The organism is Kribbella sp. DT2, from assembly GCF_049844575.1.
Lineage (GTDB): Bacteria > Actinomycetota > Actinomycetes > Propionibacteriales > Kribbellaceae > Kribbella.
Genome location: NZ_JBNCLH010000002.1, coordinates 50,316 through 73,417, shown reverse-complemented (window position 1 = coordinate 73,417; position 23,102 = coordinate 50,316). Strand labels below are relative to the sequence as shown.

Here is a 23,102-nt window from a genome sequence, read left to right as displayed (position 1 = left end):
CTAGGCTCTGCCGGGTGAGTCTGCCGACCGTCAACGCCACCCGCTACGTGCTGCCGCTGCGCGAGGGCGGATCGCTGCCAGGTGTTGTCGAAGGCAACGATCTCGGCACCTACGTGCTGAAGTTCCACGGCGCCGGCCAGGGCCCGAAGGCGCTGGTCGCCGAGATCATCGCCGGCGAGCTGTTCCGCCGGCTCGGTCTGCGCATCCCCGAGCTCAAGCTCTGCCGGCTCGACCCGGCGATCGGCAGGTCCGAGCCGGACGAGGAGATCCAGGACCTGCTCGTCCGCAGCGCCGGGCTCAACCTCGCGGTCGACTTCCTGCCCGGCTCGTTCGGCTACGACGGTTCCAGCGGTACGCCGGACGCCGCGACCCGCGCGCGGATCCTCTGGCTGGACGCGTTCATCGCCAACGTCGACCGCTCGTGGCGCAACCCCAACCTGCTCGTCTGGCACAAGGAACTCTGGTTGATCGACCACGGCGCGGCCCTGTACTTCCACCACTCCTGGATGTCGGCCGAGCGCTTCGCCGCGCTGCCGTACGACGCGAACGACCACGTCTTCCGCGACGACGCGCCCGCCGTACCGGCGATCGACGCGGCCCTGGCGGCCGAGGTCACGCCGGAGCTGCTGACCGAGGTGATCGCGCTGGTCCCCGACGAGTGGATCGCCGACGGCGACCGCGAGCGCTACTTCGGGCACCTGACCGCCCGGCTGGCCGACCGGTCCGCGTGGCTTCCCGGTGGTGCGCGATGACCGACGACCTGGTCCCCTTCGACTACGTGATCCTGCGCGCCGCGCCGCGGATCCACCGCGGCGAGTTCGTCAACGTCGGCGCGGTGATCTACTGCCGTGGGATGGGCTTCCTCGGCGCCGCCTGGGACGTCGACCCGGCCCGGCTGCGCGCGCTCGACCCGGCCGTGGACGTCGACGTGGTGTGCGCCTCGCTGGAGCACATCCGCGCGATCTGCGCGGGCGACCCGGCGGGCGGACCGGCCGCGGCCACGCGGATCGGCGAGCGCTTCCGCTGGCTCGCGGCCCCCCGCAGTACGGTCGTCCACCCCGGCCCGATCCACAGCGGACTCACGACGAGCCCCGCCACGGACCTGGACCGGTTGGTGGACGCCTTCGTGCGCTAGTCCTCCAAGGCGTTGGAGACGACCTCGCGGGCCTGGACGAACACCTCTTCCAGGTGTTCGGCGCCCTTGAACGACTCGCCGTAGATCTTGTACAGGTCCTCGGTCCCCGACGGCCGCGCGGCGAACCATGCCGACTCCGTCGTCACCTTCAGCCCACCGACCGCGGCACCGTTGCCCGGCGCGCTGGTCAGCCGGTCCAGGATCGGCTCACCCGCGAGCTCGGTCGCCGTCACCGCATCGGCCGACAGCCCGGCCAGCTTCGCCTTCTGCTCCCGGCTGGCGGGCGCGTCCACGCGCGAGTACGCCGAAGCGCCGAACCGCTCGACCAGCTTCGCGTGGGCCTGCGACGGCGTCTCCCCGGTCACCGCGGTGATTTCGCTGGCCAGCAGCGCGAGCAGGATCCCGTCCTTGTCGGTCGTCCAGACGCTGCCGTCGAACCGCAGGAAGCTCGCCCCGGCCGACTCCTCGCCACCGAACCCGACCGACCCGTCGATCAGCCCCGGCACGAACCACTTGAACCCGACCGGCACCTCCCACAGCCGCCGGCCGAGATCCGCGACCACGCGGTCGATCAGCGACGACGAGACCAGCGTCTTGCCGACCGCGACGTCCGGACCCCACTGGCGGTTCGCGAACAGGTACGAGATCGCGGCCGCGAGGTAGTGGTTCGGATTCATCAGCCCGGCGTCCGGTGTGACGATGCCGTGCCGGTCGGCGTCCGCGTCGTTCCCGGTCGCCAGGTCGTAGCGGTCCTTCTGCGCGACCAGCGAGGCCATCGCGTACGGCGAGGAGCAGTCCATCCGGATCTTGCCGTCGTGGTCGAGCGTCATGAACGACCAGGCCGGGTCGACCCGCGGGTTGACGACGGTCAGGTCGAGCTGGTGGCGTTCACCGATCGCGGCCCAGTAGTCGACGCTCGCGCCGCCGAGCGGGTCGGCGCCGATCCGCAGCCCGGAGGCGCGGATCGCGTCCAGGTTGATCACCGACGGCAGGTCGTCGACGTAGTGGCCGAGGAAGTCGTAGTCGCCGGCCTGGCTGCGCGCCTGCGCGAACGGCGTCCGGCGTACTTCGCGGTTGCCGTCCGCGATCAGCTCGTTGGCCCGGGTGGCGATCCAGCCGGTCGCGTCGGAGTCGGCGGGGCCGCCGTGCGGCGGGTTGTACTTGATCCCGCCGTCGCGCGGCGGGTTGTGCGACGGGGTGATGACGATGCCGTCCGCGCCCGCACCGGCCCCGCGGTTGAGGCGCAGGATCGCGTGCGACACCGCGGGCGTCGGGGTCAGCCGGTCGGCGCTGTCGACCAGGGTCTGCACGCCGTTGCCCGCGAGCACCTCGAGCACGGTCCGCCAGGCGGGCTCGGACAGGCCGTGGCTGTCCCGGCCGACCAGGAGCGGTCCGCTGGTGCCCTCACCGGCGCGGTACTCGCAGACGGCCTGCGTGATCGCCAGGATGTGGGCCTCGTTGAAGGCGCCGTCCAGGCTCGAGCCGCGGTGGCCCGACGTACCGAAGACGACCTTCTGGGCGGGGTTGTCGACGTCCGGGGTGATCCCGTCGTACGCCGCGAGCAGCGCGTCGACGTCGACGAGGTCCTCGGGCTGGGCGGGCTGACCTGCGCGTGGGTGCATGTGCACATGCAACAAGCCCGCGGCGCGGAGCACAACTCCACCCCCGCCGTTGCCCAAGTTCCGGTCAGGTCGCGAAGGGCGTCAGCAGCTGGTCGACCGGCGCGAAGTCGTCGGTCAGCAGCGGTGCGTCGCCGACGAACCGCCGTACGTCGTCAGGGCCTGCCAGGACCTCGGCCCGGGCACCGAGCCGGGTCCGCAGCGCGGCGACGGGCAGCTCCTGGTCGGAGGCGACCACGACGAAGTTCCCGCCCTGCTCACCGGCCAGCGCCTCCCGGGTCGAGACGACCGCGACGTTCTTGAACTCCTCGGCGACGGTCCGGATCTCCGCCTTGAGGAAGCTCTGCGGGCCGAAGTCGATGATGTTGGCCGCGTAGATCCCGCCCGGGCGCAGCACCCGGTGGACGTCGGCGACGATCTCGCGGGTGGTCAGGTGCCACGGCACGGCGACGCCGCCGAACGCGTCCATCACCACCAGGTCGCGGCTGTCGGTCGGCTCGGACCGGACGCCGAGACGCCCGTCGCGGATCTGCAGGTCGAGCTCCGGGCCGGCCTTCGCGCCGAGCTCGGCCTTGTCCAGCGCGATGACGCCGGGATCGATCTCGTAGACCTTGTTGTGACTGCCCGGCCGGGTCGCGGTCAGCCAGCGCGGCATGGTCAGGCCGCCGCCCCCGACGTGCAGCGCGTCGATCCGCTGACCGGCCGGGAACTCGGCGTCGATCACGGCCGCGAAGTTCTTGATGTACTCGAACTGCAGGTAGGTCGGGTCCTCGAGATCGACGTACGAGTGCCGCAGCTGGTCCAGGTACAGGATCCGGCCGTTCGCTCTGGCCGGATCGGCCTCGATCCGGGCGCAGTGGTAGGCCGTCTCGACCTCGCACGGCCGCGGCGCGACCAGCGTGAGCCCGGTCCCGACCAGCGCGAGAGCCAGCGGCCTGACCGCCGCCTGGAAGCCGCGCAGGAAGATCGTCAGCACCGCGCCGGTGACCACGAGCACCCCGCCGAGGCAGAGCACGATCACGCTCGTCGGCACCTTGGCCACGAACACGAACCCGGTCAGCACGGTCCCGCAGATCCCGCCCACCGTCGCGTACGCCGACAGCCGGCCGACCACCGTGCCGGTCTGGGCCAGCGTCGACAGCCGCAGTTTGGTCACCATCGGCGTCACCGCCGCCAGCAACGACGCGGGCACGAACATCACGACCGCGACCGCGAGGAACACCGCGTTCTCGCCGCCACCGCGCACCGCTTCGCCCGTCCATCGCACGACCGGCAGCACCAGCAGGACCAGGGCGCCGCCGAGGAGGATCAGCGGCCCCAGCGTCCGGGTCGGCGACACGGTGTCGGCGAACCGCCCACCCAGGGCCGCGCCGGTCGCGATCGCCGCCAGCGCGACGCCGATGATCGCCGTGTTCGTCTCCAGCGTCAGCCCCAGGTAGGGCGCCACCAGCCGCAGCGAGACCAGCTCCAGCACCATCACCGCCGCCGAGCTCCCGAACGACATTCCGATGGCCAGCTTGTCCCCGATGCCGCGCACCTGGACCTCAGTCTCACTCACCGCGCCACCCTATCGGTGGACTCCAGGCCGCCTGCCTTCGTCGATTCCGGTGCTTCTCGTCCGTCAGGCTCAGAAAGGAGATCTGCCATGGACCCGACCACCAGCGCCGCCCTGTACGGCGCGACGCGCGACCGCATCTGCGCGGCGGCGCGCGACTTCTCCCGCGCCGACCTTGCGCGCGTCGTACCGGCCTGTCCGGAGGGCCACCTTCCTTCCGCAGACCGAGGTCGACCTAGTCGACCAGGGCGGCCAAGGACTTGGGGGCGATCTGGCGGTAGGCGTCGCGGACCAGCTCGGCGAGGTGGTCCCAGTCGACGTCGTCGATGTCGAGGTAGACGCCGAGCCAGCCGCGGTGACCGACGTACGGCGGCCGGAAGAAGCGGTCCGGGTCGGTGGTGAGCAGCTCCTGCTGGGCGCCTTCGGGGGCCGCGCACCAGAAACCGATCCGGTCGTCGTGGTGCTGGTTGGCGAACATGACGAACGTCTTCTTGTCCCGGACGAACCAGGTCGGCTCGCCGTGGCTCAGCCGCTCGGTCACCTCCGGCAACGCCAGGCACAGGGCCCGTAACCGTTCCAACCCGTCCATGTCTCCACCTTTCAGCGTGCTGGTCCCGGGGCGACGACCCCGGCCTCGTACGCGTAGACGACAGCTTGCGCCCGGTCCCTCAGATCGAGCTTGGTCAGGATGCGACTGACGTGCGACTTCACCGTCTGCTCGGCGAGCACCAGCTCGGCGGCGATCTCGCGGTTCGACAGGCCGCGGGCGATCTGTCGCAGTACGTCGGTCTCGCGCGGGGTGAGCGTCGCGTCGGCGACCTTGAGGACCGGGCGGGTCTTCGCGAAGTCCTCGACCAGGCGGCGGGTGATCGACGGCGCGAGCAGTGCGTCTCCCCCGGCGACGACCCGGACGGCGGCGGCGAGCTCGTCGGGTGAGACGTGCTTGAGCAGGAACCCGCTCGCACCGGCGCGCAACGCGTCGTACACGTACTCGTCGAGGTCGAAGGTGGTCAGCACGATCACCTTTGGCTGGTCTTCTGTGGTGCTCTCGAGGATCTGGCGGGTCGCCGCGATCCCGTCCAGCACGGGCATCCGCACATCCATCAGGATCACGTCCGGCCGGACCTCCCGGGCTGTTGCCACCGCCTCGGCGCCGTTGCCGGCCTGCCCGACGATCTCGAGATCCTCCTGCGCCCCCAGCAGCGCGCTGAACCCGGCGCGGACGATCTCCTGGTCGTCCACCACCATCACCCTGATCATCGAGCCTGCACCGGCAGAACCGCCTCCACCACGAACCCGCCGTCCGGCGTGCTCTCCGCCCTCACCGTCCCATCCACCAGGCTCACCCGCTCTCGCATCCCCAACAGCCCCTGCCCTGATCCACTCTTCTCGGTGCCGGCTCCCCTGCCGTTGGACACCGTGACCGTGAGCTCGGTCGCCTGCCGCCGTACTGTCACCGAGATCAGTGCACCCGGCGCATGCCGTACGGCGTTGCTGATCCCCTCCTGCACCACCCGGTACGCCGTCAAGCCCACCGCTGGGTCCACCTCCGCTGTCGTCGCGTCCAGCTCGATCGACGCCCCCGCCTGTCGAGCCCGCTCGACCAGACCCGGCAGATCCTCCAGCCCGGGCTGCGGCTCCAGCTCCCCCGGCTCCGCCCGCAGCAGCCGCAGCACCCGCCGCATCTCGGTCAGCGACGACCGGGCCTCCTCAGCGATGCCGGCGAACTCGACCTGGACCTCCTCCGGCAGCGCCTGCAACCGGTGCGGCGCGCTGTCAGCCCGTACGACGACCACCGACAAGTGGTGCGCCACGACGTCGTGCAGCTCCCGGGCGATCCGCGCCCGCTCCTGCCACAGCGCCCGCTCCGCCCGCTCGGCCTCGGTCAGCTCCTCCTGCTCCACCAACTGCTGCCGCGCCTGAGCGCGCGAACTCTGCAGGTCCCCGATGACCACAGCGACCAGCGACAGCACGGCCATGGTGAGCAGTCCGACCCACGAGCCCCGCTCCGGTGCCAGAAGCATCGCCACCACGCCGGTGAGCTGCGTGGCTACCCACCAGGCGGCGATCTGCTTGCGCGACGCCCCACGTGCAGTTGTTATCGCCAGGACGATCGAGTGCCCGAACACGCTCGTCACCGGCCACGGCCACGGCTCGTCGTTGGAGACCGGCAGGCTCACCGCGGCGGTCAGGACTGAGGTGAGCAGTGAGGCAGGCAGGCTGATGCGGGGGCGGATCCAGGCCAGTCCGAGGCTCAGAGCCCGTGCGGCGCCCAGCGCGAGCGCCGCGCCCAGTGGGAGTTGGTAGTGCTGGCCCAGGTCCATGGTCGTGAGCACCAGCAGCACCGCCGTACCGGCGCCGGCTACCCACGCCCACCTGCCCTGCGGCCATCCCGTCATCCAGCGACCCTAGATCTGCCGGACCCAGGCGACGAAGAACGCCGCTCCCGCCACAGCGATCAGAACTGCGAGCGGCCGGACCCACCAGCTGAGCGGCGCGCCGTACAGGCCTCTGGTCAGCGTGGCGTGCAGTGAGCGGATTCCCCACAGGGCAAGAGGAATCAGCACGATCACCGGCACCGCGACCGCGGCATGGACGGCCCAGGCTCCTGCCAGGGTCGGTCCACCCCAGGTTTCCGGCCCGAACGGACCGTGCTCGACCAGGCCGAAGAACGGTCCCCGGACGATCGCGAGCCCCCAGACGCCGATCAGGAAGAGCGCCAGCAGTCCGTGGACGACGCTGATGAATCGGTGGATGGTCACCGCTGCCGTGGACGGGTTGCTCCTGACGCTCGTGCTGTCCGTGCTGCCCGTGCTGCTCGTTCTGGTGTCCGTCATCGGGTTCTCCTCGGTCTCAGTGGTCGAGATCGAGGCTAGAAATTTCCTGCCCTCGGCACATCCGGCCAGGGAGCGAACACGCTCCAGCTACCCCGGTAGGGGGTGTGCTGTGACCCAGATCACAGTGACCACGGTCCGTGTCGCAGCGTTACACGAACAGTGCCGGTGGTAGCGGCAACCCGCGTCCGACGGCACTCGACAGGAGGTTCGTTTCCATGCGCATTCGTGACCTGGCGGTGACCGCCACGCTGATCCCGGTCCTGATGCTCGCCGGTTGCGGCGCCGACGAGTCGGCCGACGTGGCTGCCTCGTCCCCCGGCGCCCAGAAGGCGTCCAAGCACAACGACGTCCCGGTCGGGGACGGCGCCGCCCAGCCAGAAAGCCTGCCGGCCTCCGACGACCCGGTCGTCAACGCCTACTACGACTACCGCGCCGCGCTCGACACGATGATGAAGAGCGGCGGCAAGGCCACCAAGCAGCTGCCCCCGGTGATGACCCCGCGACTGTTGAAGGCGTACAGCCAGCAGGCCAAGTACTACCGCGCCCGCAAGCTGCGCAACACCGGCGCGACCAAGGTGATCTGGGCGAAGCGCACGGTCGCCGCGTCCGGCGTGATCGTCCGCGCCTGCTACGACACATTGGCCGCCCGGACGGTCGACACCAAGGGCCGCAGCGTCATCCCGGCCAAGTCGCCGACCCGCTGGGTCGACGAGATGCGCGTCGAGCAGCACGACGGCCGCTGGGTCGTCGACGGCGGCCGCACCACAGCACAGAAGTGCTGACCACCTGAAGCAACCTCCGGGCCTTGCCGGAGGAGAACACGACTCCTGGACGCCGCCCTCGGGCACACCTCGCGTCCCGGAGTCAGCCGACAGCGCGGAGAGTCCACCTCTCCGCGCTGTCGGCTTTTCCCAACCTCACTGCGGCTCACTCACCCGGGCTCGCTCACAACGGATGCCGGGACTCCTGCGCGATCAACTCCTCGACCGCCGACCACAGCTCGGCGTCCTGGTCCGGCCCGGACCACACCACGATCCGCGCCTTGTCACCGAGCTTCTCGGCGACCAGCTCCCGGGCCGGCGTCGGATCGCCCTGGTTCAGCAGGACCACCAGGCGCCTGCCGTCCCGCTGCAACCGGTCGAGCAACGGCGGCAAGGTCGATCCGCGGAACAACCCCGGATCACTCTTGACCTTCGTCTCGACCATCACGCCCCGCCCACGCACCACCAGCAGGAAGTCCGCACGGTCCCGCGCGAACTCCCGATCGTGGTACACCCGCGCCTTCGGCCACAGCCGCTGCAGCGCCTCGTCCACGTCCGCGTCGTACCGGGCCGCGAGCCGGCTCACCCGCGAACTCGTTCCCCGTGGACGGAACGATTCCGGCGTACGGCGCACCGGCCGGCGCCGCCCGATCAGCGGCAGGAACCATCGGTAGAGCCTGGTGTCGATCATCGGCGGACCCCCTGGCCCTAGGTCGTCACTCAGCCAGGAGTTTCCCAGCGCGAGACGGTGGCAAAACCTTCCCGCCCGCACCGAAGGCCGATCGTGACCCCACCGCGACGAACCCGACACCCAGAACAGCGCCGCCTATCGAAAGGCGGTGCCGTGACAGACAGAACCGGGGCGACCGACCAGCGGTGACCCCGGTTGTGCTTGGTACGACGCTCAGGCGTTCTTGATCGCCGAGACCTCGATCTCGAGCGTGATCTTCTCGCTGACCAGGACGCCGCCGCCTTCGAGGGCCGCGTTGAAGTTGACGTTCCAGTCCTTGCGGTTGATCGCGATCGCGCCTTCGAAGCCGACCCGGGTGTTGCCGAACGGGTCGGTCGCCGTACCGGTGTACTCGAAGTCGATCGTGACCGGCTTGGTGATGGACTTGATGGTCAGGTCACCGGTGACCGCGAAGACGCTGTCACCCTTGGCCGCGACCGAGGTCGAGACGAAGGTGATCTCCGGGTGCTCGTCCATCTCGAAGAAGTCGTTGCTGCGCAGGTGCTCGTCGCGCTGGGCGTTGCGGGTGTCGATGCTCTTGGCCTGGATCGTCACCTTGACCGAGGAGTTCGCCGGGTTCTCGCCGTCGATGTGGGCCGAACCCTCCCACTCGTTGAACGCCCCGCGGACCTTGGTCACCATCGCGTGCCGGGCGACGAAGCCCGTACGGCTGTGCGCGGTGTCGATCGTGTAGTCGCCGGTGAGGGTGGCGTAGTCGGTCGTGCTCATAACTGGTGGCCTCCGAGGGCGCTTAGTTGAAGTTTGTACGTCTTACTGTGGCAGATTTAGGTTGATAAGTCCACTCCCTCGGTCGGCATGTTGCCGGATCGCGATCGAGCCGTCACGGTCCGGAGTCCTCTTATTCGGTTGCCGGGACCGATCGCGGCGGGTTTGAGTGGGTCGGTCAGCTGTCGAGGTGAGGAGTTCGTGGTGCAGGCGCTCAACGCGGACGAGATCCGGCGATCGTTCGTCAACTCGTCCAAGAGCCAGGTGAAGGCGGTCACGATGCCGGCCGGGCTGACCGAGCTGCCGTGGGAGTCGCTGGACTTCCTCGGCTGGCGCGACCCGAAGGCGCCGGCGCGCGCGTACCTCGTCGTACCGCGTGCGGATGGCGTCCTCGGCATCGCCCTCAACACCGCCGCCACCGGCAAGCCCCGCCGCGGCACCGGGCTGTGCGACCTCTGCCACACCGCCCACAAGGTCATCGACGTCGCGCTCTTCGCCGCCCGCCGCGCCGGTTCGGCGGGCCGCGCCGGCAACACGGTCGGTACCTACATCTGCGCCGACCTGGCCTGCTCGCTCTACCTGCGCGGCCTGCGCGACCCCGAGGTCCCCCAGGGCGAGACCGTCGGCCCCGAGGCCCGGATCCAACGCCTGGCGCACCGGCTTGAGAGTTTCGTCGCGCGGGTACTCGCCTAGCACCGCCGGGAGCGACAGAATGCTCCCTCCGGACTGGTCCGGGGAACTAGTCTGACCACAGGTCACGGGCGCTGGACAGGAGAAAGTCGCGATGTCGGAGTTCAGAATCACCCACGAGATCCACGAGGTCCACCCGGACATCCGCGAGAAGCTGACCACCGCGACGATCGACGCGATCAACGAGTCGAGCGCCCGGTCGGCCGAGGACGCCGCACTGGTCCTGCGCAACCGCCTCGGCGAGATCGGCGTCCACATGAGCCCCGAAGCCTGCCTGGCCGCGGTCGAACGCATCCGCTCCGGCAAAAGCCTCCGCTTCGAGATCGAACGCGAGGAAGCAGAAGACTGAACCCCTGCTCCCGTTGTGGGGTGCGCATCCCCCCGCCACTCGTGGAGCGCACTCCCCTCGCCCGGTCGCGGAGTGCGCACCCCCTCGCCGGCGCGGGTGAGCTCGAGGTGAGTCAGTGAATTTTGTCGGGGTCGACCTCGCGTGGGGTCAACGCGGCGTCACCGGCCTGGCCGTACTGGACGCGTCGGGCCGCCTGCAGGATGTCACCGTCCAGCAGACCGACGACGAGATCCTCACCTGGCTGAGCCGCTGGACCGCGGGCCCGTGCTTCGTGGCGTTCGACACACCGATCGTCGTCAACAACGCCACCGGCCACCGCCCCTGCGAGCGCCTGATCTCCCAGTACTACGGGCGCTTCGGCGCGTCCTGCCACGCCGCCAACACCACGAACCCGAGCTTCACCAACGGCTCCCGCGCCCTCCGCCTGATCAAAGCCCTCGACCTGGACCTCGCCCCCGCCGCAGAACGCCGAGCCGTCGAGGTCTACCCCCACCCCGCTCTGGTCACCCTCTTCGACCTCCCCCGCATCCTGCAGTACAAGTCGAAGCCCGGCCGCGACTTCACCCATCTCCACCACGAGATGCTCCGCCTGGCCCAGTACGTCGAGTCCCTAGCGACCGCCACCCCGCCACTGCACGTGGACTCCAGCCCCACCTGGCACCAACTCCGCCAAGCTCTCACCACCGCCACCCGCAAGGTCGACCTCAAACGCGTCGAGGACGCCCTGGACAGCGTGGTCTGCGCCTACATCGCCGCCTACGCCTCAACCCACCCCACCCAAGTCCGCCACTTCGGCACCCCGGACACCGGCCAGATCCTCGCCCCAGTAACCCCAGCCCAAGCAACCCGCTACGACGAGACCCACCCCGACCCCGCGACCTCGCCACCCCGGACACCGGCCCCGCCCCGCTGACTCCACCCCGGCAGCCAACTACCGCCCAGCCCCAGGCAACCGGCTACAACCAGCCCCGCCCGAGTCCGCGACCTCGGCACGCCGGAGGCCGGCGGCCCCACTGATCCCAGCCCAGGCAACCCGGCCCCAGCCGACGGAACCCAACGCCCGCACCCGGCAATCGCGCGGATCACCTTCCTTGCGCTTCGACAGGCGCTCGACCCACCTCCGGCAACGCCCCGGTCACCCGCGAGCTACGCGCACTCGCCTACCCGAGGTCAGCAGCCCTCAGCAACGAGAGCAGCCCGAGGTCGATCTCCTTCAGCGCCTCCGCACCGCCCTGCTCACGGTCGATCACGCACAGCGCCTCACGCACGTCCGCCCCCAGCGCCCGCAGCTCCCGCGTCGACAAGACGATCTGTCCACCACTCGTCACCACGTCTTCGACGACCAGCACCCGCCGCCCCTCGATCTCCGCCCCCTCGGCCAACCGGCAGGTCCCGTACTGCTTCGCCTCTTTCCGCACGAACGCACACGGCAACCCGGTGTGCCGCCCCAACGCGGTCACCACCGGAATCCCGCCCATCTCGAGCCCCGCGAGCACCTCGACCTCGGCCGGCACCAACGGCACCATCGCCTCCGCGACCGCATCCAGCAGCACCGGATCCGCTTCGAAGCGGTACTTGTCGAAGTAGTGATCAGTCGTCACCCCCGACCGCAGAGTGAACTCCCCGGTCAGGTGCGCCACCTCGTAGATCCGCCGCCCCAGCTCTGCTCTCTCCACGCCCCTGACCCTATTTCACCCCGCCTTCCGCTCGTCATCAGCAGGCAGCACCTCAGCCGGCAGCAACCGCCGGAACGCCTCCACCGCGATGATCGGCACCCCGAACTCCCGCGCCGCCCGAGCCTTCAACGACAAACTGTCCACATCGGCCGCCACCACAAAAGTCGTCTCCGCCCGCACCGCTTCCTGCGGACTGAACCCGGCCGCCACCGCCCGGTCCCACCACACCTCCCGCGGCTCCACCATGTCCCCCGTGAACACCACCGTGCTCCCCGCCGGAAACCCACCGGCCCCCGGCCGCGCCGGTACGACGTACCGCCCGTTGCTAACAGCAACCAACGCGTCATCCACGTCACCTGCCTGCCGCCCGAGCATCGTCGCCACCCGATCCAGATCCGCCCGCTGCTCCCCGCTGATCTCACTGTCCAGCCACACAGCAGCGGCCAGCTCATCCAGATAGACCCCGTGCAACAGATCGACCTGGGACCGCGACAACCCCAGATCCGTTGCCACATGCACCAACAGGTCAGCACCGGCAGCGTCGATCTCCCGATCCGCCAGCAACGTGTCCAGCACCGCAAGGTACGAATCGGCCTGCGGCGGCTCCGAAACCCGTGGCAACTGATCGACGAGTCGACTCATCCACCCGTGCCGCCCGCCCGCGTGCACCGGCCGCACCGTCGGCCCACGATGAGTCCCCGGCAACTCCGGCCACGGGAGGTCCCGAATCTCGTCGTACGCCCACTGCCAAGGCGGCGGCGACGGGAACGACCGCAAGTACGCACTGAACAACTCGGCCGTAGCCCGCGTGTCCGCAAGCGCGGAATGCCAACCCTCCAAGGTGATCCCGGCCGCCGCGCAACACGCCCCGAGTGTCCGCCGCGATCCGGGAAACAGGTACCCGGCCAAGGCCATCGTGCACATCGACCGCTCCGTGATCAGCGGTACGACGTGCCCGAGCCGCGCGAACTCCGCCCGCAGGAACCCGAGATCGAACTCGACGTTGTGCCCCACCACCATCCGTCCCGCGAGCAGCTCCCCGAGCCGCCGCGCGACGTCGACGAACTCCGGCGCGGCCAGCACGTCGGCGGTCAGGATCCCGTGAATGTGCTGCGGCCCGAGGTCACGCTGCGGGTTGAGCAGCGTCACCCACTCGTCCTCGAACCGGCCCTGCGCGTCCAGCAGCACGACGGCGATCTCGATCACCCGGTGCCGGTGCCCGGGCAGCAGGCCGGTCGTCTCGGTGTCGATGACGGCATACATCGGCGACGCCTCCTCGGAATCGGTCCGTGGTTTCCTACTGCGACCAGCCAATCACAGCCCACCGACAATTCCGGTCCACCCGACGTCAGGCAGGTACGTCGACCGCGATCTCCTCGCCGAGCGTCGCCCCGAGGCCGAGATCCAGATCGTCACCGCTCCAGAACCGCCCCGGGTCGTACCAGTTCGGCCGCCGCCCACCCGGCAGCAGCCCCATCTCCTCGTACGTCAGCGCGACCACCTCGGCGCAGTACGCCGTCTCGAGCACCAGCTCGCGATCCCCACGGCGGAACGCCGGCACCCGGCCGCGGACCCACCGCGACGCCAGCCGCGCCGTCGACGGGAACGGCGTACCGTCCAGGCGCGCGACCACCCGCAGTACGGCGTCCTCCATCTCCTTGCCGACCACGGGGTCCAGCTGCCGCAACCAGGCCCGCTGGCGGTACTTGTGGGTCCAGGTGGTCACCGCGTCGCGCAGGTCGTGCAGCTGGGCGCCACGCTGGTGGTTGCCCGTCCAGACGTCGGGCAGTGAACGGCCGAGCTCGGCGTGCCACATCAGCGGCGGCAGGTCCTCGATCACGATCGCCATGCCGACGTGGTTCACCGGGCTGTTGGTCGTCAGCTGAATCGCCCGGTCCGCGGCGGACTCCCCGCGAAACAGCCAAATGTCACCTGTTCGTGTCAGTTCCGTAGCGTCGTCCAGCGTTATCCGCGTCTCCACGTCGCTAGGTTAGTGCTCATGAAGGTATGGAAGGTCCTTGGAGTCGCCGGCCTGGTGGGTGTCGCGGCGACCGGTGTGGTGATCGCGCGGGGCGAGCGCAAGCGGCGCGCCTACACGCCTGAAGAGGTCCGCGACCGGCTCAAGGCGCGCGTCAAGGAAGCAGCGAACGCCTAAAGGTTGTGTAAGGCAACGTTTTCCAGCCGGCCCGAGGTGATCGTGGCCGTCTGGTAGGTGCAGTACGGCTGGCTGCGCCGATCCGTCGGCGACCCGGGGTTGAGCAGGCGCAGCCCCCGCGGTGACGTCGTGTCCCACGGGATGTGGCTGTGCCCGAACACGAGCAGATCCGTGTCCGGGTAGGCCTTCTCGGCCCGCAGCTCACGTCCCTGCTTACCGCCAGTCTCGTGTACGACGGCCAGCCGCAGCCCGTCCAGCGTCTCCCGGGCGACCTCCGGCAGCCGCTTCCGCAGCTCCGGCCCGTCGTTGTTCCCCCAGCAGCCGACGAGCCTCCGCGCGCGCTCGGTGAGCTCGTCCAGCAGCTCGACGTTCACCCAGTCGCCTGCGTGGATCACCACGTCGGCGACGTCGACCGCGTCCCAGACCGGCTCCGGCAGCTTCTTCGCCCTGACCGGCAGGTGGGTGTCGGAGATCAGCAGCAGCTTCATACCTCAGTCTGAGCCGAGCTGCGCGATCAGTTCCTGCTCCCGCGCCGTACTGAGTCCGGCCTTGCGCTCCCGGTCCAGCCCCAGCTCACGCTCCCACTGCAGCGTGTCCCGGAGGAGCTCCTCCCGCGACCGGTGCTGCAGACCGGCCTGGAGCGCTGCCTGGCCACTGCGGTTCGACCAGCCCTCCCAGCCCGGCTCGGTGAGCCACATGGCCAGTGACTCCGGCCCCATGTACTGCTCGACCTTCTGCTCCTCCAGCCACACCCTCGGCGCGCTGACCACCGGACCAGCGTGGCCACCGACCTCGCGCGACAGCTCGACCCACTCACCGAACGGCACTACCGGCCCGACAGCGTCGTACGTGCCGGTCACACCCTGCTCAGCGCAGTCCAGCAACCAGGCGGCGAGGTCCCGTACGTCGATGACCGACGTGGGAAGCTCCGGTGTGTCCGGCACCAGCAGCGGCTCCTGCGGCGCCCTGGCCGCGCGGGCGACCCAGGCCCCGGCCCGGTCGCTCCTGTCGCCCGGTCCGCCGATCAGACCGGCGCGTGCGATCAACAGGCGGTCCCCTACCGCTGCCAGCGAGGCCTGCTCGCAGGCGACCTTCGCTTCGCCGTACTGGTCCCCGTCAGCGGTGTCCCCCTGGCTCGGCTCGCGCAGCGCGGCGGACTCGTCGGCCCTCGGCGTACCGAACTCGGCGTACACGTTGCCGGTGGACACGTAGGTCCAGTGCTTGGCCTGGCCGCCGAGTGCTTCCAGCGCCTGCCTGACAAAGCCCGGCTGCCAGGAGACCTCGAACACCGCGTCCCACTCCTGCACCGGTACGCCGTCGTACGCACTGGGCTTGCTCCTGTCGGCCGTGACAAGCGTTGCGCCGTCCACCACCCCACCGCTCTCGCCCCGCGCCACACAGGTCACCGCATGTCCCCGTGCCAGTGCCTGCGCCGAGATTTCCCGCCCTAGAAAGGCTGTGCCGCCCAGTACCAGAGTCTGCATACCCCCAAGCCAAGCAGGCCGCTGGACCGATTCCCAGCACCTCTGCTGACAGCAGATGGTTGCCTGCCACCAACAACGAGTCATCGCAGGAAGTACAAGCCCTGACGCTACGAGCGGGCCGGCACCGGAGGGAGTTCGGTGCGCGGCCCGCTCGGGGGAGGACCAGGTCCGCGGCGCCGGACCCGGTCGTGGTCATCTGGTCAGAGCCGGCGCACCGCCGTACCGGCCGTCAGCCGGTTGTCCATGAACTCGGAGAACAGCCCTTTCGGCTCCGAGAACCCGGACCGCTCGGCCGGAAACACCGGCCCCGACGAGCCGTGCTCAGGGGGAAAGACCGGTTTGGTCGCTCGCTGCTCCTCCGTGCCTTCGGATCTTGTGAGACTCGGCCCGGGCCCCTCGTCCTCGGACTCCGGTGCCTGGTGCAGCTCCGGCCAGGGCTGCGGCGGCAGGTCCTCCCGCCGCGTGACCGCCGGGTCGGGTCCCGGATCAGGGTCGAGCCACTCGACCTCGGTGGCCCCCGCGTGCCCGTGGATCGCGATCACCGAGTCGATCCCGTCCCACACGGTGGTCGTCGGGTAGTCCCCGTACCACCGCAGCGCGACCGACCCGTCGGTGAACTGAACCCCCTCCGCGACGGGCCCGGTCCCACTCACCCCGGACACGTCCTCGTACCGCATCAACCGAAACCGTCGAGATCTCATTTCGGCGCGACCTCCCACAACCGCTCCCCCGGCAACGGCCGCCCGGTCCCCGGATCAGCCGCCGACACCGGCTCACTGGTCACCCGAAGCCCCGCGAACCGCCGCGACATCGCCGCCGCGTACCGATCCGCCAGCTCCGCCTCAGCGCAGTAGTCCGCTACCGCGTGCTCCCCGAACCAGACCCGCACCCGCCGCCGTTGCGGCCCCGCATGGTCCCCGCCCATCAGTGCACCCGACGCAGAACCAGGAGGCGAGATCCGCCCCATGACCTACCCACCAGCGACATCGACAACTCGCACATCACGTCATCACTTCCACTTCCCTGTGGGGATGGGTTCACAGATAGTGACGGCCCCCACAGAGCTTCATGACGCGACTTCCCAAAACTTTTCCAGCGCCCTACTCCCCCGCCAACACCACCCAAGGCCCCCACGGCTCCACCTCAGGCGGATCGAGCCACACGTTCTCACCGAAGTAGTGCGTCCCCACCCCCGGCCGACTGGCCGCCACCAGAACCTCCATGTTGTGCGCCAGCAACGCCGGCACCTCAGGCAGCTCCCGCACCAACACCTCGAACGCCAACCGAGCTTCCTCGGCCTGCCGCCCGTCCCGCCGTCGGCTCTGGATATCCACGCATACCGGATACAGATCCATCGCCTGAACCTCGCCCGGCTCTGGGTAGAAGTCGTTCACCCCGACCGGCTCGTCAGTAGCCAAGAACACCTCGTCACTGTTGGCCAAGGCGCTCACACACGTCGGCCGGCGTCATCCCCGCCACCAGCTCCACACTCCGCATCGACCCCGGCTCCATCAGATGCAGCCCCACCTGCCCCGGCACGACCGTCTCCACGAACCAGACCGCGAACTCGGCAGCTCCCTCCAAGTCCGCCGGCTCCAGAGTGACGGCCTGCCCAGTCCCACTCAGTGCGATGCCCAGCTCCCACCCGCCCTCCCCCTCCGGAATCAGGGCCTCCAAAGCCATCGACGACCCCTCAACCGCCCCAACCTCCACCCGAACCCCAGGCCACCGCGCCCGCAACGCCGCTGCGAACTCCTCAGCCGAAACACTCCACGTCGGCTCCTCCAGGGGTGCCACCACAAACTCACTCATTCGCCGTCCTCTTGATCGACAGTGACCTCTCCGGGAATGTCCAGCTCCGCCATCCGGTCCCGGAAGTACGCGGCCGCGGTCAGGTCGTTGGTGATGATCTCCAAGCCTTCCACCGGGTTGCCGTCGGATTCGATGACCTCCCGGTACTTCATCAGCATGTGATCGTTCTTCTCCTCGGCGATCTTGCGCAAGAAGGGCGGCAGGCTGTCCGGCCGGTAGAAGGACTTCGCCGACTCCGGCGCAACGTACTTGGCGTCCTGGGCACGTCGCAGCAAGGCGTTCAGCCCGTCGGCCCACACCGCGCGGGGCAACCGGTCATCGGTGGTCAGGCGAAACTCGATCGGACCGCAGTGGCGGCGCTGAAACTCCATCTCCGGTCCCGAGCCCACGATCGGCCTGATGCGGCCACCCTCGGTCAATCGCTGCCGGTACTCACGAAAATCGGTCTCAGCGTCGGCCGGTCGGCCGATCTCGTCATCTGCGACGCCATTGCCGTCACCGGCCCCCGGCCTTGCTTCCTCAACAGCCTCGAACTCAGGTAGCTCCACATCAACCACCGGTACGACGACCTCAACCACCGGCTCCTCGCCGTACTCGAAACTCGCCGTCACCCGGTCCACCGCGATCACCAGCTCAGCCCGCTCCCACCTCTGCTCCCCCGCCGCGGACATCGCCTCGAGAAGCTCTCGCGCCGCATCCCCCAGATCAACCGCGATCTCGTACGCCGGCTCCTCCCGCTCCTCATCCTCATCGTCGGAAGCCGAAGCAGCCTTCCCAGCAGCCCGAAGCTCCCCCTTCGGGTCGACCACCAACTCGACCTCGAGCGCCTCCTCCGGCTGCTCCTTCTCCCGCTCCTCGGCGTCCTTGTCCTGCTTCTTCCGCAGCTGCTCGAACGCCTTCCGCGCCACCTGGATCAACGGCGCCTCAACAGCCTCCGGATCCTCCTCAGCCGCGAACCGCGCAACCAACCGTTTGGTCCGCCCCCGAGAGTCCCGCTCGGTGATCTCCCCGCCACCGCCCCCGGTCGCCTTGTTCCGATCCGCCGACCCCGAGTCCGGCCGGTTCGTCGACCGCCCCTCCCCCACCAACCGCTCGGCCCACGCCTTCGCCTTGGGCGGCGCCATCGACAGGTAGTGCGCAGCAGCCTCACAAGCCCGAGCAGCCGCATCCAACTGCTGCGCGGCGACCGTCGCCCGCCCCTGCGACGCCACGATCGCCAGCGCCGCGTTCTCCCGGCACCGGTCGGCCGTCCGCTGCAGGTGCTGCACCACCTGCGGCACCTCGTCCAGGCACTCGACCAATCCCCGGGCCACCCGCTGCAGATCAGACGGCACGAGCAGCGACCTAGATCTGGTCCGCGTAGCTCTTGCAGCCGGCCGACGCGATCTCCAGCGCCTCAGCGGCCTGCTCGACCGCCTTGCCGGCCGCGTCGAGGATCTCGGAGATGTCCCGGTCCACCCCGGTCGCCGTACCGGCGATCAGGCTCTCCACCTGCGCACTGTGCTGCGTGAACCGCAGCTTGAACCCGGCCAGCCCACCCGCTGCCTGCTTGGCCTCCGCGGAGACCTGGTGCAGCTGTTCCTTGAGCCGCTGTACGTCCGACACGTCGACTGCCTCTTCCCTAGGAGTTGCGCTTCTTCGGCAGCACGATCGCCGTCCCCGACACCACTACCGGTACGCCGATCGCCAGCCACCAGGGCAGCCCGGCCGCCATCAGTACGACGACCAGCCCGGCCCCGCTCCAGCCCCACCAGCGCGCTCCGGGCAGCCGGGGCAGGCCCAGCACCCGGGACGCCGCCAGCATCGTCACCGCCGCGATCGCGGCGGCTTCGACACCGGCCAGGAACGACTGGGCCACCCAGACGATGAGCAGGGCGGCCACTGTCAGGGCGGCGCTGATCGTACGGCGCTTCCGCCGCTCCTGCTCAGCCAGGGCCTCTGCCCGGACCGCCTCCAGCTGGTCGACGGTCTCTGCCAGCTGCTTGGTGATCCGGGCGGCGACCACCTCGATGTCCGCGATCGCCCTGATCTCCGGCAGCGGCACAGTCGTCCGCTTGCCGTCCGGGGGGAGTCCGGCCCGCTGCAGGCTCACGGCGGCCTTCTCGGCCAGTCCGTTGAGCCGCACCTCCAGCTTGTGCCCCCGCTCGGCCATCGCGTTGGCCTCAGCCATCGCCGTCGCCTCGGCCTGGGTCTTGGCAGCCGTACGCCGGTCCTGCTCCTGCTGCGCGTCCGCACGTGCTCCAGCGACCCGCCGCAGCTCCCGGGCGTACTCGGCCCACTCCTGCTCCACCGTCTTCATCGCCGCACCAGCTCCAGGTACCGGTCGACCTCGTCGACGCGCAGCGGCGCGTACGGTACGACAACCTGCGCCTCCGGGTGCAGCCCGTCCCACAGCAGTCCGCGGTGCGGCTCCGACGCCCAGCGCACCAGCGGACCGGCCACTGCCCGCACCCCCTCTTGTGGGTGCCGCAGGAACAGGTGGGTAGCCACGTTGGCCCGCCCGTACCCCAGCTGCTCGGTGCAGACGTGCAGCCGGTTCCACCAGCCGAAGGTGACCAGCCCCTGGGTCGGCCCGTCGCGCACGATCTCCTGCAGGGCGTTCGCCGGGCTCTCGAAGAACCCCTCGGCGTGCACTTGCATCTTCGGTACGGCGTGCAGCCCGAAGCCCAGCAGGTACGTCGTACCGCCGACCCGTCCGTCCTTCACCATGTCCCGCAGCGCGAACAGCCTCGGCGCGACGTCCCCGTGCTTGTCGACCGTCTCCACCTCGCAGCCGAGCGACCGCAGCACCTGGATCAGCGCGCCCTTGCCCTCAGCAACGGCAGGAGCCGAGGCCGTGCCGTCCAGGAACACAAACCGCGGCGGTACGGCGGCCGCAGCCGCAGCAGACACCGCCAGCGCGGTCAGGACACCCAGTGCATCAGCAGGCCCGTCACCCAGCACCAGTACGCCGGCGCCCGGCTCCGGCTGCACCTCGATGGCCACCGGCTCCTCAGTCACCGCAATGGGCAGCCCCATCCAGGGACGGCCCAGCTCAGCCTTCACAGCAGTCGCAGTGTCGGTCAGGCGGGCCGGCTCGGCCAGGTGGAAGACCCGCGGCGCTCTCGTCGTACCGGATCGTTGCCACAGCTCGTGCCGCAGGTCGTCGAGCACCGGCTTGTCGGCGAAGCTGACCAGCACGTGCTGGTTGTCGTCCGGCGAGCCGAAGTTGGCGTTGAGCACCGCCTCACCACGGAACTGCAGCTCCGCGGCCGCCGTGTTCGCGGTCCGCAGGATCGCCTGGGAGTCGGCCGGTGTCGTCTTCAGCGCGATCCGGTACGGCACCTGGCCGAAGATCGAGTCCCGCCGCGTCGACAGCCGCTTGACCCCTTCGATCGTCTGCGTCGCCAGTACGACGTGAACGCCGTACGCACGACCGAGCCGGACCAGGCGCTCCAGCAGCCGCGCCGCCTCGTCGGCCAGCTCGTCGTCGTCCTCCAGCAGCACCTGGAACTCGTCCAGTACCGCCAGGATCCGCGGCGGCCGCTCCGGCCCGGGAGCCAGCTCGGCGATGTCCGCGACGTTCCCGTGCCCCTTGAAGATCTCGCTGCGCCGGGCCAGCTCGTCGGACAGGTGCCGCAGTACGGCGAGCCCGAACGCCCGGTCGCTGTGGATGCCGAGCACCCGGACGTGCGGCAGCCAGTGCTCGCGCTCAGCGGCCGGTCCGAGCGCCGAGAACTCCACACCGTGCTTGAAGTCGAGCAGGTACATCTCCAGGTCGTCCGGCGCGTACCGGGCAGCCAGGCCGTGGATCATCACCAGCAGCAGGTTCGACTTGCCCTGGCCGACCGCACCACCGACGAGCACGTGCGGCAGGGCCGGGTTGCCGCTGCGCAGCCGGATCAGAGCCGGCGTGCGGTCGTCGTACCCGATGACCGTGCTCAGCTCGTCCTTGACCGGCTGCCACCAGGTGGAGCGGTCCGGCAGCGTCCGCTCGAAGTCGATCGTGGGGAGCACGGCGATCTCCGCCAGCTCGGCCACCACGTCACAGATGCCGGTGGCAACGTTCGCCTCGAACGGCGGGTCCAGCTCGGCCGGTACGTTGGCCAGCTGGGACACCTCCACCTTGCCGTTCGTCACCGAGACCGGCGCGAGCAGGTCGAGCAGCTGCCGCGCGTCCACGTCGGACTCCGCCGCCATCGCCGGGTCGTGGTGGACGAGGAAGCAGATGCCGCGCTCGCCACCCGTCGCAGCGAGCCGCAGCAGGTCCCGCTGGGCGAGAGTGTCGATGCCGGCCGGGTAGTCGAACAGCACGATCAGCCGGTATGGATCGGTGACCCGCCCGGTCTCCCGAATGAGCTCCTCGAACCGCTTGTGCCCCAGCTGCGCCTGCCGGCTCGCCCGCAGCGACGACACGTCGACCAGGCTGGACAGCACCGAGTGCAGCTGCTCGGCGGTGTGTGTTGCCCTGGGCACCAATTGCGGGTACTTCGTGGTCAGGTGACCGAGCAGGCCCATCATCCCGGTCAGCCGTGGGTCGAACGAATCGATCCGTAGCCGGAACGGCTCCGCCGCGGCGATCAGCCGCAAGGCCGTGCTCTGCAGCAGCTGCCGGGCCGCCTCCGGCCGGTCCGCGGTGACCCGCCAGCCGTTCGTCTGCAGCAGGGGCGCGACCACCGGCGTACCGGCGTCGAGCTCGCCCACACGCACGTACGACGGGATGCCGGCGCCGACGAGCTGGCGGGAGCGCCAGCGTGCGTCGTTCGGCGGGATGGAGGCGAGTCCGGGAGCGAGTCGGTCGGCCAGCAGCCGTGCGGCGGGCTCAGCCGTGGACAACGCCTCGGCGGTCGCGGCCTCGACCAGTCCGCTGGACTCACGCCGCGCGATCGCGGTCTGCTCCTGAAGCTGACGGTGCAGCTGTACGGCGCGCTGATGCTCGCCACGGGTCAGCTGGTGGGCGTTGTCGAGCAGTTGCGCCAGTGCGTGCTGCAGACCACGGATCCGGGCTTCCAGCACCTCCGGAGAAACCGGTCCGGGCGTCGTTCCCCCGTCAGGCGCCTCCGTCACGAGCACCGTCCTTCCACCTTTGCCCCGCGACCTTCACTGCCGCGGTCAACCATGTCACACCAACAGTCCCCGGTGTCACTCCAGGCATCACGAGTCTCACCAGCCGACCTCTCCGTCCGCCGCCTCAGAGCGGCGCGACGATTTCGAGCTCGTAGCCGTCGCCGTTGTGCAGGAACGCGGCGTAATGCCGCGGCCCACCGGCGTACGGGTGACGGTCGGCGAACATCAGTGTCCACCCCTGGTCGGAGGCCTCGGCAACGATCGCGTCGACCTCGGCGCGGCTTCCCGCGTTCAGCGCGAGATGGTTCATCCCGGGCCGCAGCCGGTCGTGCTCGGTGGCGCTCAGCGCGGGGCTCTGCTCGACCACCAGGTAGCTGCCGTCGGCGGCGGTCCAGATCTGCCCGCCGGGCCAGCTGTCGCCGTCCTTCCAGCCCAGCCGGCCGAGGATCCAGCCCCAGCTCTCGACGGCACGGGAAAGGTCCGGGACCCAGATCTCGACGTGGTGCAACGCGGCGGCCATCGGAGCA

At 69.9% G+C, this 23,102-nt stretch carries 29 protein-coding genes; 7 read left to right on the top strand and 22 right to left on the bottom strand.

The window, feature by feature from the left end:
- Positions 1-14 precede the first annotated feature (14 nt).
- Together ACLQ2O_RS09125 and ACLQ2O_RS09120 are read left to right on the top strand one after the other, a co-directional pair.
- Positions 15-752 (top strand): HipA family kinase, encoded by a 738-nt coding sequence (locus ACLQ2O_RS09125; RefSeq protein WP_425829252.1) that lies wholly within the window; start codon positions 15-17, stop codon positions 750-752.
- Positions 749-1,135, top strand: coding sequence for a DUF3037 domain-containing protein (locus tag ACLQ2O_RS09120; protein ID WP_425829250.1), 387 nt, complete (start codon positions 749-751; stop codon positions 1,133-1,135). Before ACLQ2O_RS09125 ends, ACLQ2O_RS09120 begins: the two co-directional genes overlap by 4 nt.
- On the opposite strand, the gene pgm is transcribed toward ACLQ2O_RS09120, so the two are convergent.
- From pgm to ACLQ2O_RS09090, 6 genes are all read right to left on the bottom strand, one after another.
- Positions 1,132-2,757: a phosphoglucomutase (alpha-D-glucose-1,6-bisphosphate-dependent) gene (gene pgm, locus ACLQ2O_RS09115; RefSeq protein WP_425829248.1), complete on the bottom strand. Its 1,626-nt coding sequence runs from the start codon at positions 2,755-2,757 to the stop codon at positions 1,132-1,134. The genes ACLQ2O_RS09120 and pgm overlap by 4 nt on opposite strands.
- Before the next feature lie 64 nt (positions 2,758-2,821).
- Positions 2,822-4,312: a fused MFS/spermidine synthase gene (locus tag ACLQ2O_RS09110; protein ID WP_425829246.1), complete on the bottom strand. Its 1,491-nt coding sequence runs from the start codon at positions 4,310-4,312 to the stop codon at positions 2,822-2,824.
- Between the two features lie 232 nt (positions 4,313-4,544).
- Entirely contained in the window at positions 4,545-4,898 is a 354-nt protein-coding gene (locus ACLQ2O_RS09105) for an MmcQ/YjbR family DNA-binding protein (RefSeq protein ID WP_425829244.1), read from the bottom strand.
- Positions 4,899-4,909: 11 nt separating this feature from the next.
- Positions 4,910-5,569 (bottom strand): response regulator, encoded by a 660-nt coding sequence (locus ACLQ2O_RS09100; protein WP_425829242.1) that lies wholly within the window; start codon positions 5,567-5,569, stop codon positions 4,910-4,912.
- Complete coding sequence (locus ACLQ2O_RS09095) at positions 5,566-6,708, bottom strand: sensor histidine kinase (protein WP_425829240.1); 1,143 nt, start codon at positions 6,706-6,708, stop codon at positions 5,566-5,568. Before ACLQ2O_RS09095 ends, ACLQ2O_RS09100 begins: the two co-directional genes overlap by 4 nt.
- 9 nt (positions 6,709-6,717) lie before the next feature.
- The gene (locus ACLQ2O_RS09090; RefSeq protein ID WP_425829238.1) at positions 6,718-7,146 is read right to left on the bottom strand and encodes a hypothetical protein; all 429 of its coding nucleotides are present in this window, start codon (positions 7,144-7,146) and stop codon (positions 6,718-6,720) included.
- Positions 7,147-7,361: 215 nt separating this feature from the next.
- Here ACLQ2O_RS09090 and ACLQ2O_RS09085 point away from each other — a divergent pair, with 215 nt between their 5' ends.
- Positions 7,362-7,928 carry a hypothetical protein gene (locus ACLQ2O_RS09085; protein ID WP_425829236.1) on the top strand — a complete coding sequence of 189 codons (567 nt, stop codon included), beginning with the start codon at positions 7,362-7,364 and terminating at the stop codon, positions 7,926-7,928.
- Positions 7,929-8,091: 163 nt separating this feature from the next.
- Here the strand turns inward: ACLQ2O_RS09085 and ACLQ2O_RS09080 are convergent, their stop codons facing one another.
- Positions 8,092-8,598: a hypothetical protein gene (locus ACLQ2O_RS09080; RefSeq protein ID WP_425829234.1), complete on the bottom strand. Its 507-nt coding sequence runs from the start codon at positions 8,596-8,598 to the stop codon at positions 8,092-8,094.
- A 213-nt stretch (positions 8,599-8,811) separates the two neighbouring features.
- Positions 8,812-9,366: a YceI family protein gene (locus ACLQ2O_RS09075; RefSeq protein WP_425829232.1), complete on the bottom strand. Its 555-nt coding sequence runs from the start codon at positions 9,364-9,366 to the stop codon at positions 8,812-8,814.
- A gap of 201 nt (positions 9,367-9,567) precedes the next feature.
- Here ACLQ2O_RS09075 and ACLQ2O_RS09070 point away from each other — a divergent pair, with 201 nt between their 5' ends.
- The 3 genes from ACLQ2O_RS09070 (at position 9,568) to ACLQ2O_RS09060 (ending at position 11,315) form a co-directional block, all read left to right on the top strand.
- Positions 9,568-10,056, top strand: coding sequence for an FBP domain-containing protein (locus ACLQ2O_RS09070; RefSeq protein WP_425829230.1), 489 nt, complete (start codon positions 9,568-9,570; stop codon positions 10,054-10,056).
- A gap of 91 nt (positions 10,057-10,147) precedes the next feature.
- Positions 10,148-10,402: a hypothetical protein gene (locus ACLQ2O_RS09065; protein ID WP_425829228.1), complete on the top strand. Its 255-nt coding sequence runs from the start codon at positions 10,148-10,150 to the stop codon at positions 10,400-10,402.
- A 115-nt stretch (positions 10,403-10,517) separates the two neighbouring features.
- A complete protein-coding gene (locus ACLQ2O_RS09060; protein WP_425829226.1) occupies positions 10,518-11,315 on the top strand; it encodes a DUF429 domain-containing protein in 798 nt (265 codons plus the stop codon).
- A 247-nt stretch (positions 11,316-11,562) separates the two neighbouring features.
- Here ACLQ2O_RS09060 and pyrE read toward each other — a convergent pair whose 3' ends face one another.
- The 3 genes from pyrE to ACLQ2O_RS09045 form a co-directional block, all read right to left on the bottom strand.
- A complete protein-coding gene (gene pyrE / locus ACLQ2O_RS09055; RefSeq protein WP_425829224.1) occupies positions 11,563-12,078 on the bottom strand; it encodes an orotate phosphoribosyltransferase in 516 nt (171 codons plus the stop codon).
- A gap of 15 nt (positions 12,079-12,093) precedes the next feature.
- Positions 12,094-13,341: an exonuclease domain-containing protein gene (locus ACLQ2O_RS09050; protein WP_425829222.1), complete on the bottom strand. Its 1,248-nt coding sequence runs from the start codon at positions 13,339-13,341 to the stop codon at positions 12,094-12,096.
- 85 nt (positions 13,342-13,426) lie between these two features.
- Positions 13,427-14,059 (bottom strand): hypothetical protein, encoded by a 633-nt coding sequence (locus ACLQ2O_RS09045; RefSeq protein ID WP_425829220.1) that lies wholly within the window; start codon positions 14,057-14,059, stop codon positions 13,427-13,429.
- Positions 14,060-14,077: 18 nt separating this feature from the next.
- On the opposite strand from ACLQ2O_RS09045, the gene ACLQ2O_RS09040 reads away from it, so the two are divergent.
- Entirely contained in the window at positions 14,078-14,233 is a 156-nt protein-coding gene (locus ACLQ2O_RS09040; protein ID WP_425829218.1) for a hypothetical protein, read from the top strand.
- On the opposite strand, the gene ACLQ2O_RS09035 is transcribed toward ACLQ2O_RS09040, so the two are convergent.
- The 11 genes from ACLQ2O_RS09035 to ACLQ2O_RS08985 all read right to left on the bottom strand — a co-directional run bounded on the left by ACLQ2O_RS09035 (position 14,230) and on the right by ACLQ2O_RS08985 (position 23,095).
- Positions 14,230-14,721, bottom strand: coding sequence for a metallophosphoesterase family protein (locus ACLQ2O_RS09035; protein WP_425829216.1), 492 nt, complete (start codon positions 14,719-14,721; stop codon positions 14,230-14,232). The two genes, ACLQ2O_RS09040 and ACLQ2O_RS09035, sit on opposite strands and share 4 nt — an antisense overlap.
- Before the next feature lie 3 nt (positions 14,722-14,724).
- Positions 14,725-15,717, bottom strand: coding sequence for an oxidoreductase (locus ACLQ2O_RS09030; protein WP_425829214.1), 993 nt, complete (start codon positions 15,715-15,717; stop codon positions 14,725-14,727).
- Positions 15,718-15,917: 200 nt separating this feature from the next.
- On the bottom strand, positions 15,918-16,418 hold the full coding sequence (locus ACLQ2O_RS09025) for a hypothetical protein (RefSeq protein ID WP_425829212.1): 501 nt from the start codon (positions 16,416-16,418) through the stop codon (positions 15,918-15,920).
- Positions 16,415-16,642, bottom strand: coding sequence for a hypothetical protein (locus tag ACLQ2O_RS09020; protein ID WP_425829210.1), 228 nt, complete (start codon positions 16,640-16,642; stop codon positions 16,415-16,417). The genes ACLQ2O_RS09025 and ACLQ2O_RS09020 overlap by 4 nt, the downstream gene beginning before the upstream one ends.
- Before the next feature lie 175 nt (positions 16,643-16,817).
- Positions 16,818-17,111 carry a hypothetical protein gene (locus tag ACLQ2O_RS09015; protein ID WP_425829208.1) on the bottom strand — a complete coding sequence of 98 codons (294 nt, stop codon included), beginning with the start codon at positions 17,109-17,111 and terminating at the stop codon, positions 16,818-16,820.
- A gap of 34 nt (positions 17,112-17,145) precedes the next feature.
- Positions 17,146-17,529 (bottom strand): hypothetical protein, encoded by a 384-nt coding sequence (locus ACLQ2O_RS09010; RefSeq protein ID WP_425829206.1) that lies wholly within the window; start codon positions 17,527-17,529, stop codon positions 17,146-17,148.
- Positions 17,526-18,863, bottom strand: a complete 1,338-nt coding sequence (locus tag ACLQ2O_RS09005) for a restriction endonuclease fold toxin-2 domain-containing protein (RefSeq protein ID WP_425829204.1) — start codon at positions 18,861-18,863, stop codon at positions 17,526-17,528. Before ACLQ2O_RS09005 ends, ACLQ2O_RS09010 begins: the two co-directional genes overlap by 4 nt.
- Positions 18,864-18,873: 10 nt before the next feature.
- Positions 18,874-19,134 (bottom strand): hypothetical protein, encoded by a 261-nt coding sequence (locus ACLQ2O_RS09000; RefSeq protein WP_012922179.1) that lies wholly within the window; start codon positions 19,132-19,134, stop codon positions 18,874-18,876.
- 16 nt (positions 19,135-19,150) lie between these two features.
- Positions 19,151-19,828, bottom strand: a complete 678-nt coding sequence (locus ACLQ2O_RS08995) for a hypothetical protein (protein ID WP_425829202.1) — start codon at positions 19,826-19,828, stop codon at positions 19,151-19,153.
- On the bottom strand, positions 19,825-22,575 hold the full coding sequence (locus tag ACLQ2O_RS08990; RefSeq protein ID WP_425829200.1) for an FtsK/SpoIIIE domain-containing protein: 2,751 nt from the start codon (positions 22,573-22,575) through the stop codon (positions 19,825-19,827). The genes ACLQ2O_RS08995 and ACLQ2O_RS08990 overlap by 4 nt, the downstream gene beginning before the upstream one ends.
- 124 nt (positions 22,576-22,699) lie before the next feature.
- On the bottom strand, positions 22,700-23,095 hold the full coding sequence (locus ACLQ2O_RS08985; RefSeq protein WP_425829198.1) for a VOC family protein: 396 nt from the start codon (positions 23,093-23,095) through the stop codon (positions 22,700-22,702).
- Positions 23,096-23,102 lie beyond the last annotated feature (7 nt).

What these genes read in the sequence shown, in the direction of transcription:
- ACLQ2O_RS09090 (WP_425829238.1), bottom strand. Translation starts at nt 7,146, where the DNA reads ATGACGGACACCAGAACGAGCAGCACGGGCAGCACGGACAGCACGAGC.
- ACLQ2O_RS09030 (WP_425829214.1), bottom strand. Translation starts at nt 15,717, where the DNA reads ATGCAGACTCTGGTACTGGGCGGCACAGCCTTTCTAGGGCGGGAAATC.
- ACLQ2O_RS08995 (WP_425829202.1), bottom strand. Translation starts at nt 19,828, where the DNA reads ATGAAGACGGTGGAGCAGGAGTGGGCCGAGTACGCCCGGGAGCTGCGG.
- ACLQ2O_RS09040 (WP_425829218.1), top strand. Translation starts at nt 14,078, where the DNA reads ATGAAGGTATGGAAGGTCCTTGGAGTCGCCGGCCTGGTGGGTGTCGCG.
- ACLQ2O_RS09085 (WP_425829236.1), top strand. Translation starts at nt 7,362, where the DNA reads ATGCGCATTCGTGACCTGGCGGTGACCGCCACGCTGATCCCGGTCCTG.
- ACLQ2O_RS09105 (WP_425829244.1), bottom strand. Translation starts at nt 4,898, where the DNA reads ATGGACGGGTTGGAACGGTTACGGGCCCTGTGCCTGGCGTTGCCGGAG.
- ACLQ2O_RS09020 (WP_425829210.1), bottom strand. Translation starts at nt 16,642, where the DNA reads ATGGGCGGGGACCATGCGGGGCCGCAACGGCGGCGGGTGCGGGTCTGG.
- ACLQ2O_RS09050 (WP_425829222.1), bottom strand. Translation starts at nt 13,341, where the DNA reads ATGTATGCCGTCATCGACACCGAGACGACCGGCCTGCTGCCCGGGCAC.
- ACLQ2O_RS09035 (WP_425829216.1), bottom strand. Translation starts at nt 14,721, where the DNA reads ATGAAGCTGCTGCTGATCTCCGACACCCACCTGCCGGTCAGGGCGAAG.
- ACLQ2O_RS09065 (WP_425829228.1), top strand. Translation starts at nt 10,148, where the DNA reads ATGTCGGAGTTCAGAATCACCCACGAGATCCACGAGGTCCACCCGGAC.
- ACLQ2O_RS09080 (WP_425829234.1), bottom strand. Translation starts at nt 8,598, where the DNA reads ATGATCGACACCAGGCTCTACCGATGGTTCCTGCCGCTGATCGGGCGG.
- ACLQ2O_RS09010 (WP_425829206.1), bottom strand. Translation starts at nt 17,529, where the DNA reads ATGAGTGAGTTTGTGGTGGCACCCCTGGAGGAGCCGACGTGGAGTGTT.
- ACLQ2O_RS08985 (WP_425829198.1), bottom strand. Translation starts at nt 23,095, where the DNA reads ATGGCCGCCGCGTTGCACCACGTCGAGATCTGGGTCCCGGACCTTTCC.
- ACLQ2O_RS09100 (WP_425829242.1), bottom strand. Translation starts at nt 5,569, where the DNA reads ATGATCAGGGTGATGGTGGTGGACGACCAGGAGATCGTCCGCGCCGGG.
- ACLQ2O_RS09025 (WP_425829212.1), bottom strand. Translation starts at nt 16,418, where the DNA reads ATGAGATCTCGACGGTTTCGGTTGATGCGGTACGAGGACGTGTCCGGG.
- ACLQ2O_RS09075 (WP_425829232.1), bottom strand. Translation starts at nt 9,366, where the DNA reads ATGAGCACGACCGACTACGCCACCCTCACCGGCGACTACACGATCGAC.
- ACLQ2O_RS09095 (WP_425829240.1), bottom strand. Translation starts at nt 6,708, where the DNA reads ATGACGGGATGGCCGCAGGGCAGGTGGGCGTGGGTAGCCGGCGCCGGT.
- pgm (WP_425829248.1), bottom strand. Translation starts at nt 2,757, where the DNA reads ATGCACCCACGCGCAGGTCAGCCCGCCCAGCCCGAGGACCTCGTCGAC.
- ACLQ2O_RS09120 (WP_425829250.1), top strand. Translation starts at nt 749, where the DNA reads ATGACCGACGACCTGGTCCCCTTCGACTACGTGATCCTGCGCGCCGCG.